The 8261-nt window shown below is 75.0% G+C and carries 10 protein-coding genes; 4 read left to right on the plus strand and 6 right to left on the minus strand.

The genetic code is table 11. The features are described from left to right. Positions 1 to 44 precede the first annotated feature (44 nt). Positions 45 to 977: a sigma-70 family RNA polymerase sigma factor gene (locus ACIQOV_RS16025; RefSeq protein ID WP_380545693.1), complete on the minus strand. Its 933-nt coding sequence runs from the start codon at positions 975 to 977 to the stop codon at positions 45 to 47. Positions 978 to 1080: 103 nt separating this feature from the next. Between ACIQOV_RS16025 and ACIQOV_RS16030 the strand changes: the two genes are divergently transcribed. Then, positions 1081 to 1863, plus strand: coding sequence for an SDR family oxidoreductase (locus ACIQOV_RS16030; protein WP_401048985.1), 783 nt, complete (start codon positions 1081 to 1083; stop codon positions 1861 to 1863). A gap of 33 nt (positions 1864 to 1896) precedes the next feature. Then, positions 1897 to 2418: a hypothetical protein gene (locus ACIQOV_RS16035; protein ID WP_401048987.1), complete on the plus strand. Its 522-nt coding sequence runs from the start codon at positions 1897 to 1899 to the stop codon at positions 2416 to 2418. On the opposite strand, the gene ACIQOV_RS16040 is transcribed toward ACIQOV_RS16035, so the two are convergent. Then, on the minus strand, positions 2408 to 3004 hold the full coding sequence (locus ACIQOV_RS16040) for an isochorismatase family protein (RefSeq protein ID WP_401048989.1): 597 nt from the start codon (positions 3002 to 3004) through the stop codon (positions 2408 to 2410). The genes ACIQOV_RS16035 and ACIQOV_RS16040 overlap by 11 nt on opposite strands. A 72-nt stretch (positions 3005 to 3076) precedes the next feature. Here ACIQOV_RS16040 and ACIQOV_RS16045 point away from each other — a divergent pair, with 72 nt between their 5' ends. Continuing rightward, positions 3077 to 4036, plus strand: coding sequence for a GlxA family transcriptional regulator (locus ACIQOV_RS16045; protein WP_401048991.1), 960 nt, complete (start codon positions 3077 to 3079; stop codon positions 4034 to 4036). 85 nt (positions 4037 to 4121) lie between these two features. Here the strand turns inward: ACIQOV_RS16045 and ACIQOV_RS16050 are convergent, their stop codons facing one another. Together ACIQOV_RS16050 and ACIQOV_RS16055 are read right to left on the minus strand one after the other, a co-directional pair. Next, positions 4122 to 5708, minus strand: coding sequence for an AMP-binding protein (locus tag ACIQOV_RS16050; protein ID WP_401048993.1), 1587 nt, complete (start codon positions 5706 to 5708; stop codon positions 4122 to 4124). 164 nt (positions 5709 to 5872) lie between these two features. Further along, positions 5873 to 6400, minus strand: coding sequence for a hypothetical protein (locus ACIQOV_RS16055; RefSeq protein WP_401048995.1), 528 nt, complete (start codon positions 6398 to 6400; stop codon positions 5873 to 5875). Positions 6401 to 6522: 122 nt separating this feature from the next. On the opposite strand from ACIQOV_RS16055, the gene ACIQOV_RS16060 reads away from it, so the two are divergent. After that, positions 6523 to 7224: an alpha/beta hydrolase gene (locus tag ACIQOV_RS16060; RefSeq protein WP_401048997.1), complete on the plus strand. Its 702-nt coding sequence runs from the start codon at positions 6523 to 6525 to the stop codon at positions 7222 to 7224. Between the two features lie 111 nt (positions 7225 to 7335). Here the strand turns inward: ACIQOV_RS16060 and ACIQOV_RS16065 are convergent, their stop codons facing one another. Together ACIQOV_RS16065 and ACIQOV_RS16070 are read right to left on the minus strand one after the other, a co-directional pair. Further along, positions 7336 to 7494 (minus strand): pentapeptide repeat-containing protein, encoded by a 159-nt coding sequence (locus tag ACIQOV_RS16065; protein WP_401049001.1) that lies wholly within the window; start codon positions 7492 to 7494, stop codon positions 7336 to 7338. Positions 7495 to 7708: 214 nt separating this feature from the next. Continuing rightward, positions 7709 to 8077 carry a hypothetical protein gene (locus ACIQOV_RS16070; protein WP_401048999.1) on the minus strand — a complete coding sequence of 123 codons (369 nt, stop codon included), beginning with the start codon at positions 8075 to 8077 and terminating at the stop codon, positions 7709 to 7711. Positions 8078 to 8261 lie beyond the last annotated feature (184 nt).

Raw genomic sequence — 8261 nt, forward strand, 5'->3', positions numbered from 1 at the left:
TGGGAGGGCGACGGCCCTCCCACCCCGCTCCGTGCGCCCGCGCGTCACTGCTCCCGGAAGTCCGTGAGGTCCAGGGCCGCCAGCCGCTCCGGGTCGGTGAGCACGTCGATCGCGACGATCGCGCCGTCCACCACGGTGAAGGCCATGATCGACAGCGCCCGGCCGTTGTCGCCGACGACCACCGCGCCGGCGGTGCCGTTGACCAGCGCCGGGCGGGCGAACGGCGACAGCGTGCCCCACAGGACGGCCTGGCCGGCCACCGTGCCGGCGCCCGAGAGCACCACCGTGTGCCGGGCCATCGCCGTGCCGCCGTCCGAGCGCAGCACCACGTCCGGGTCGAGCACGGCGACGAGCGCGTCCAGGTCGCCGTTGCGGGCGGCGGCGAAGAAGGCGTCCACGGCCCGCCGCTGCCGGCCGAGGTCCGGGTCGGGCGCGGGCGCCTGCCCCTGCACCTTGCGGCGGGCCCGGCTGGCCAGCTGGCGGGTGGCGGCGGCGGTCCTCTCGATCAGCGGGGCGATCTCCTCGAACGGCACCGCGAAGAGGTCGTGCAGCACGAAGGCGACCCGCTCGGCCGGTGACAGCGACTCCATCACCACCATCAGCGCCAGCCCGACCGAGTCCGCGAGCATCACCTCCTGCTCCGGGTCCACGACGCCCTCGCGCCGCAGCAGCGGGTCCGGGATGCGCGGCGGGCCCGGCTCGCCGCCCGGCCCGGCGGGTTCCAGCGGCTCCTCGCGGCGCTGGGCGCGGGTGCGCAGCAGGTTCAGGCAGACCCGCGAGACCACCGTGGTGAGCCAGCCGCCGAGGTTGGCCACGCCGGCGGTGTCGGTGCGGTCGTAGCGGAGCCAGGCCTCCTGGAGGGCGTCCTCGGCCTCGCTGATCGAGCCGAGCATCCGGTACGCGACGGCGCGCAGGTGCGGGCGCTGCTCCTCGAAGAGCGCGGCCCGGGCAGAGCTCTCGTCCACCTTCTCGTCCACGTGTCACATTCCTTCGTCGCCGGGGGTCAGGGCAGCAGGAGCCACCCAACAACGGCCGCGGCGGGGAGATCAACTCCCTGCCCGGGACGAAACGGAGACGATCATGACGAAGCACACCGTGCTGGTCACCGGCGGGACCGGAACCCTGGGCCGGCAGGTGGTCCCGCTGCTGCGCGCGGCCGGGCCGCCGGTGCGCGTGCTCAGCCGGCAGGACCGTCCGGACGCCGACAGCGTGACGTACGTGCGCGGCGACCTCCTCGGCGACCCGGCGACGGCGGCCCGGCAGCTGGACGCGGCGCTGGCCGGGGTGGACACCGTGCTGCACCTGGCTGGCGGCCCCAAGGGCGACGACGTCGCCACCCGGCTGCTGGTCGCCGCCGCGCGGCGGGCCGGGGTGCGGCACCTGGTGTACATCTCGGTGATCGGCGCGGACCGGCTGCCGCTCGGCTACTTCCGGGCCAAGCACGCCGCCGAGCGGGCGGTGGCCGACTCGGGCCTGCCGTACACGATCCTGCGGGCCGCGCAGTTCCACGACCTGGCGTTCACGGTGGCGGAGAAGATGGCCCGGCTGCCGCTCGTCCCGGCCCCCGGCGGGGTCCGCTGGCAGCCGGTGGACGTGCGGGAGGTCGCCGCCCGGCTGGTGGAGCTGGCGCTGGACGGGCCGGCCGGGCCGGTGCCCGACCTGGCCGGCCCCACGGTGTACGAGATGGGCGAGCTGACCCGCGGCTACCTCGCGGCGCGCGGCCGCAGCCGCCGGCACCTGCCGCTGCGGGTGCCGGGCAGGGTCGGGCGGGCGTACCGGGCGGGGGAGAACCTGGCCCCGGCGGGGGCCGAGCACGGGCGGCGGACCTGGGAGGAGTACCTGGCGGAGCGGCTGGCGGGCTGAGGACTGTCCGTGGCGGTCCGTAGGGTGGCCGCCATGTCCCTCCTCGATGCGATCCGCGCCGACGCCGCCGCCGCCGACTTCCTGGCCTGGCCGGGCGACTTCTCCCTCGACGTCCACGAGCACGTGGAGGAGGTCGTGCTCGCCTCGGGCACGGCCCTGGAGCCGGTGGCCAAGGACGGCGCGGGCGGCACCTTCTTCCTCTGCGGCGAGGGCGGCGAGGAGCGGCCCGTGCTGTACGCCGATTCCGAGGGCGGCGCGACCCTGCTGGCCGTCGGGGTGCCGGAGCTGGTCCGGCTGCTGCTGGCGGTGCCGTGGTGGCGGGACTGCCCGCGGCTGACGGTCGAGGAGAGCACGGGGGCGGCCGAGGAGTACCTGGAGGACGAGCCCGACCTGCTCGCCGGCCGGGACGCGGCGGCCGCCGCGCTCGGGCTCGACGTCCCCTCCCCGGCCGAGGCCCTGGCGCGGCTGCGGGAGCTCGCGCTGGGCCCCGGGACCTCGTACGTGCTGCTCAACGCGGAGGAGGGCACCGCGTACGAGCCGCTGTTCAGGCCTTAGCCGCCCGGAGCACCTGCTCCGTCGTCACGACCTTGGCGAAGCGCATCGCGTGCAGGGTGGTGGCCGTGGCGCGGGCGAGGTCGGCGGCGGGGACGGTGGTGCCGTCGGGGCCGGTCATGTCGAAGGAGTGCATGGCGTCGACGGGGAAGACCGCGTCGTAGCCGAGGTTGCCGGCCATCCGGGCGGTGGTCTCGTTGCAGACGTTGGTGATGATCCCGGTGACCACCACCTGCCGGGCGCCGCGTTCCTGGAGCCAGGCGTGCAGGTCGGGGGTGCCGTAGAAGGCGCTGTTGACGGTCTTGGTGATGTGCAGGGCGGGGGTGACGTCGGCGACGAAGTCCTTCAGCCCGTGCCCCGGGGTGCCCTCGGCGAGCGGGCCGGCCGGGGAGGTGTGCTGCACGGTGACGATCGGGCGGCCGGTGGTCTGCCAGGCGGCGATCAGCTCGGCCATCCGCTGCTCGGCCCGCGGGTTGTCGCGGGGGCCCCAGAAGGCGGTGTCCTCGAAGCCCTTCTGGACGTCGATGAGCAGCAGGACGGCGTCCTGGTCGAGGGTGAGGGGGGCGTCGAAGGCGTCGGTGTTCGTCATGCCGTCCATGGTGGTCGGGGTCGTCGGGCGGGCGTGATGGGCAGCGGGGCCACCCATCGATAGGTTCCTGCCATGCGAACGGTGGGTTGTCTGATCTTCGACGGTGTCCGGGCCTTCGACTACGCGGTGATCGGCGAGGTGTGGGCGAACCGGACCTCCCGGCCCGGCCTGCCCGCCTTCGACCTGCGGGTCTGCGGGCCGGAGGGCGCCCGGGTGCGGCTGGGCGGCGGGCTGGAGCGGGTCCCCGACCACGGGCCGGCGGCGCTGGCCGCCTGCGACCTGGTGGTGGTGCCGGGCGTCGAGGACCCGGCCGCCCGGCGCGGCCCGGAGATCCTGGACGCCCTGCGGGCGGTGGCCGCCGCCGGCGTCCCGGTCGCCTCGCTCTGCGCGGGCGCCTTCGTCCTCGCCGAGGCCGGCCTGCTGGACGGCCGGGAGGCCACCACCCACTGGGCGCTCGCCCCCGAACTCGCCCGCCGCTTCCCGGCGGTGACGGTCCGGCCCGAGGTGCTCTTCACCGGCGGCGACGGCCTGTGGACCTCGGCGGGCGTCGCGGCGGGCATCGACCTCTGCCTCCACCTCGTCCGCACCGCCCACGGCCAGCAGGCCGCCGCCGCCATCGCCCGCGCCATGGTCACCGCGCCCTTCCGGGCGGGCGGCCAGGCCCAGTTCATCCCCTCCCCGGTCCCGGACGCCGCCGGTGACGACCCGCTGGCCCGGCTGCGGGCCGAGGTCGCGGCCTCCCTCGACGCTCCCTGGACGGTGCGCCGGATGGCCGCCGCCGCCCTGATGTCCGACCGCACCTTCGCCCGCCGCTTCACCGCCACCACCGGCACCACCCCGATGCGCTGGCTCCTCGACCAGCGCGTCCTCACCGCCCAGCGGCTCCTGGAGGAGACCGACCTGCCCGTCGACACCGTCGCCACCCGCTGCGGCTTCGCCTCGGCGGTCTCCCTGCGGCCGGTCTTCACGGACCGGGTGGGCGTCGCCCCGAGGGAGTACCGCCGGGCCTTCCGCGGCCGCGAGGAGGGGTAGCGCGGAGGGCCGGCGGCAGCGAGGGCCGGGCGCGGGCCGGCGGGGTGGCGGCCCTCCGCGCCGCCACCTCTGGACTTCGCCGCCCTCAGGCCGTGGCGGCTTCGCGCAGGCGCTTCTTGTCCGGCTTGCCGACGGGCGTCAGCGGGATCTCGTCGACCAGGTGGAGCGCCTCGGGGGCGAAGATCCGGCCCTTGCGCTCGGTGACGAAGGCGCGGAGTTCGTCGAGCCGCGGCCGCTGCCCCGGGGCGGGGACGACGGCGACGTGGACGTGCTCCGTCTCCTGGTCGTCGCGGACGCCGAAGACCGCGCAGCGGGCGACGGTCGGGTGGGTGAGGAGGAGGTCCTCCACCTCGGACGGGTAGACGTGCCCGCCGACCACGATGATCAGGTCCTTGACCCGGTCGGAGAGGTAGAGGTAGCCGTCCTCGTCGAAGTAGCCGACGTCGCCGGTGTTCAGCCAGCCGTCCCGCAGCACCGCGGCGGTGAGGTCGGGCCGCTTCCAGTACCCGGCCATGATGCCGTCGGAGCGCAGGTGGACCTCGCCCTGTTCGCCGGTCGGCAGGTCGGTGCCGTCGAGGGAGCGGATCGCCACCTCGACGCCCGGGGCGGGCCGGCCGACCGGGACCTGGATGCTGTCGGGGCCGATCCGGACGTGCTCCTGCGGGGTGAGGTAGGAGATCAGCTGCGCCTCCGACATCCCGTAGACGCCGACCAGGACGGGCCCGAACACCTTGAGCGCCTCGCGGATCCGGGTCGGCGAGGCGGCGCTGCCCCCGTAGAGGATCTGCCGCAGGCTGGACAGGTCGGTGCGGCCGATCGCCGGGTGGTCGAGCAGTTGGTGGAGCAGCGCCGGCAGCACCCAGAGGTCGGTGATGCGTTCGCGTTCGACGGCGGCCAGGACCGCGCCGGGGTCGAAGGAGCGCTGGAGGACCACCGTGCCGCCGCGCTGGAGGGTCAGGTCGGACATGATCCCGGCGAGGTGGGCGAGCGGGGTGGCGGCGAGGAGGCGGGGCGCGCCGTCGACCGGGTCGCTGCCGACCGGGGCGTCGAAGACGCGGCGGTAGGGCCCGTGCAGGCTGAGGATGCCCTTCGGGATGCCGGTGGTGCCGCCGGTGTGGCGGATGCCGAGGTCGTCCTCCGGGCCGATCCGGACGTCCGGCGGTTCGGCGGGGCGGTGGGCGGCGGCGGCGATGACGTCCTCGCCGAGGGCGCCGGGGGCGCGGTCGGCCGGCCCCGGGCCCAGGGTGAGGACGGTGGGCCCGTCGAGCAGCGGGAGCAGGCGGGCGGCCGAGGCGTACCGTTCGGCGTCCACGAGCAGGAGGGTCGTGTCGACGCTCGCCGAGATCTCGGCCAGGACCGGCTCGCTCATGCCGTCGTACAGGTTCACCACCCGGGCGCCCGCGAGGCCGGCCGCGTACCGGGCGACGAGGGCCTCGGGGGTGTTGCCGGTCAGCAGGGTCACGGTGGTGCCGAGGGCGGCGCCCCGGGCGATCAGCTCGTGGGAGAGGCGGTAGGCGGCGGCGGCGAGGGCGCCGGCGGTGATCCCGGCGCCGTCGGCGGTGACGACGGCCCGCCGGTCGGGGTCGGAGGCGAGGGACCGGAGGATCAGGGCGGGGCCGCTGACGAACTCCGCGTCGCCCATGGCTACTTCTTCCTTGCAGTTTGCAACCATGGCCACAGGCTAACCCCACCCGCACCGTCGTACCGGGGAGGTTCTGCCGGTAATTGGCGTGAACGCATCGCCATCGGCGCAATCATGACGGTCCGTCATGTCGATGGCGCCGCGCGCGCCGCCCCGTCCGGGTGAACCACGCGGGGGCCGGTGCGTCGCCCCGCTCAGAACGCCGCCGGGGGCCGCAGGGCGAGGTCGGTGGCGGTGGCCCAGTGCTCGGTGGCGGCGGTGACGATCACACAGCCCTGCTGGGAGGGGAGTCGGGGGACGAGGGCGCTGCGGCAGCCGTGGCTGTGGTGGACCTCGACCGGGACGCGGACGCCGTGGAGCAGGACCTCGCCCGGGGTGGGCGGGCCGTCGAGCGGGGCGAGGTGGGTGCGCGGGTCGAGGCGGTCCGAATGGGCCAGGAAGGTGGAGAGTTGGGACTGCGGGGTGGTGAGGGAGCCCACCCGGTGGCCGGCCGGAACGGGGCGCGAGGTCTGGACGACGGCGACGAGTTCGCCGTCCAGGTGGTAGTTGAGGTCGAGGTGGCAGAGGTAGCCGTCGGAGGACAGCCGTCCCAGCAGGAAGGACCACCCGGGCGGAGCGGCGCGGAGCGCGGCGATCTGCTCGCCCCACTCCTCGGCGGTCTCGCGGTGGGTCGGTATGCGGATGCTGCGCGGGCCGGTGTCGCGGAACAAGGGCTTTCCCAACGAGTGGTGGCTGATCGGTCGTTGGGACGAGTATGCGGGTGGCGCCCGGCAGTTCGGGGGCGGACCGGTCGGTAGGCTCGGGCGCGGTCCAGAAGTGATCCGTTCCGGACGGGGAGTGATCCGTGGCGACGTACGTTCTGATCCATGGCGCGGCGGCCGATGCCTGGTACTGGGGGCCGCTGGCGGCCGAGTTGCGCGGGCGGGGTCACGAGGTGGTCGCGCCGGACCTGCCGTGCGACGACGACGCGGCCGGGCTCGCCGAGTACGCGGACGCGGCGGTGGCGGCGGTGGCGGCCGTCGGGGACGGGCCGGGCGAGCTCGTGGTCGTCGCGCACTCGTTCGGCGGCTTCACCGGACCGCTGGTCTGCGCGCGGATGCCGGTGGACCTGCTGGTCATGCTGCACGCCCAGGTGCCGGCGCCCGGGGAGACACCGGGCGCGTGGTGGGAGAACACCGGCTACTGGGCGGCCCGCCGCGAATCCGACCGCAGCAGGGGCGTGGCAGAGGGCGCGGAGGAGGACGAGCGCGCCCTGTTCCTGCACGACACCCCGGCCGCGCTGGCGGAGGAACTCCTCGCGACGCACGGGCGGCGGCAGTCCGCGACCCCGTTCGGGACGCCGTGGCCGTTGGAGGCCTGGCCGCAGGTGCCGACCAGGTACCTGCTGGCCACCGGCGACCGGTTCTTCCCGCCCGCGTTCCTGCGGCGGCACGTCGAGGAGCGGCTCGGCTTCCGCCCGGACGAGATGCCGGGCGACCACCTCCCCATGCTCGGCCACCCGCAGGAGCTGGCCGAGCGGCTGGAGGCGTACCGGGCCGCGCTGTAGCCGCCGCGCGGCGGCTGGGGGGATCAGGGCGCCGGGCAGGTCTCAGGCGGGGACGTTCGACGCGGCGGAATCGGGTGCGACCTCGACGGACGCCAGCTGCTCGGGCGTCAGTCACGCCGTGGCCAGGCTGCTCCTGGTGAAGCGTGCTCCGGAAAGGTCGGCGTCGGCGAAGGAGCTGCCGCTCGGCTCGGCGTCGGTGAAGGATGCGCCGGCGAGGACGGCATGGTCGAAGCGGCAGCTCGTGACGGTCCTGCTCGCCCGGCTGGTCAGCTGGTGGGGCTAGAGCGGTCGCACGTCAACCCTGCGGACGGCCACCCGCGTGCCGGCCGGCTGGAGGTCGCCGCTGTCCCGAACCACTGCCGTCCCGGGGCGCGTGCAGCCGTGGCTGCCGAGGGGCCGGAGGAACGGGAGCCCCTGACGGTGGAGCAACTGCACGACACCCTCGCAGCATGGTTGGGCACGAGCGAGCGATAGCACCGTCCGGTCATCGCCCGGTGTCGTCGAGCAGCTCGCGCTTGGCCGCTCGGAAGTCCGCCAGGGCCCGGGGGTCGTTGTCGAAGTAGTCGTTCCAGAAGTTCGGGCGCTGCCAGAGGGCGTGGGCCAGCCGCATGCGGCCGTTCTCCAGGACGAGGGTCCAGCTGGAGGGCAGGTGTGCGTCGACGGTCTCGAACATCGCCGGATCCCAGAATGAGCCGGGGTCGTTCCCGCTGTCGTCCAGGACGCGGATCATCCAGTAGTCGGGTCCGGTCATCATCTCCAGGACCGGGTAGACACCGCCCACGTGTATCGCGGGATGAACCGCGATCGTCTCGTCGCTCTGCGGATCGATGATCTGGGTGCACTTCACTCGCATGGAGGCAGTCTTCACCAAGAAGTGGACCGGGTGGCTGTTCGGTGGCGCGCGCCGGCTGCGGGCGAGGTGGGCCGCGGTGTGACCGGTCAGGACGTAGCCCTGAGCCGGGTCCTTCGGCGCACAGGAAGTCGGCGGGGCCGACTTCCTGTGCGGGGCTACGGGCGGGGGCGGGGGCGGGGGCGGG

This window comes from Kitasatospora sp. NPDC091257, assembly GCF_044757675.1.
Taxonomy (GTDB): domain Bacteria; phylum Actinomycetota; class Actinomycetes; order Streptomycetales; family Streptomycetaceae; genus Kitasatospora; species Kitasatospora lactacystinica.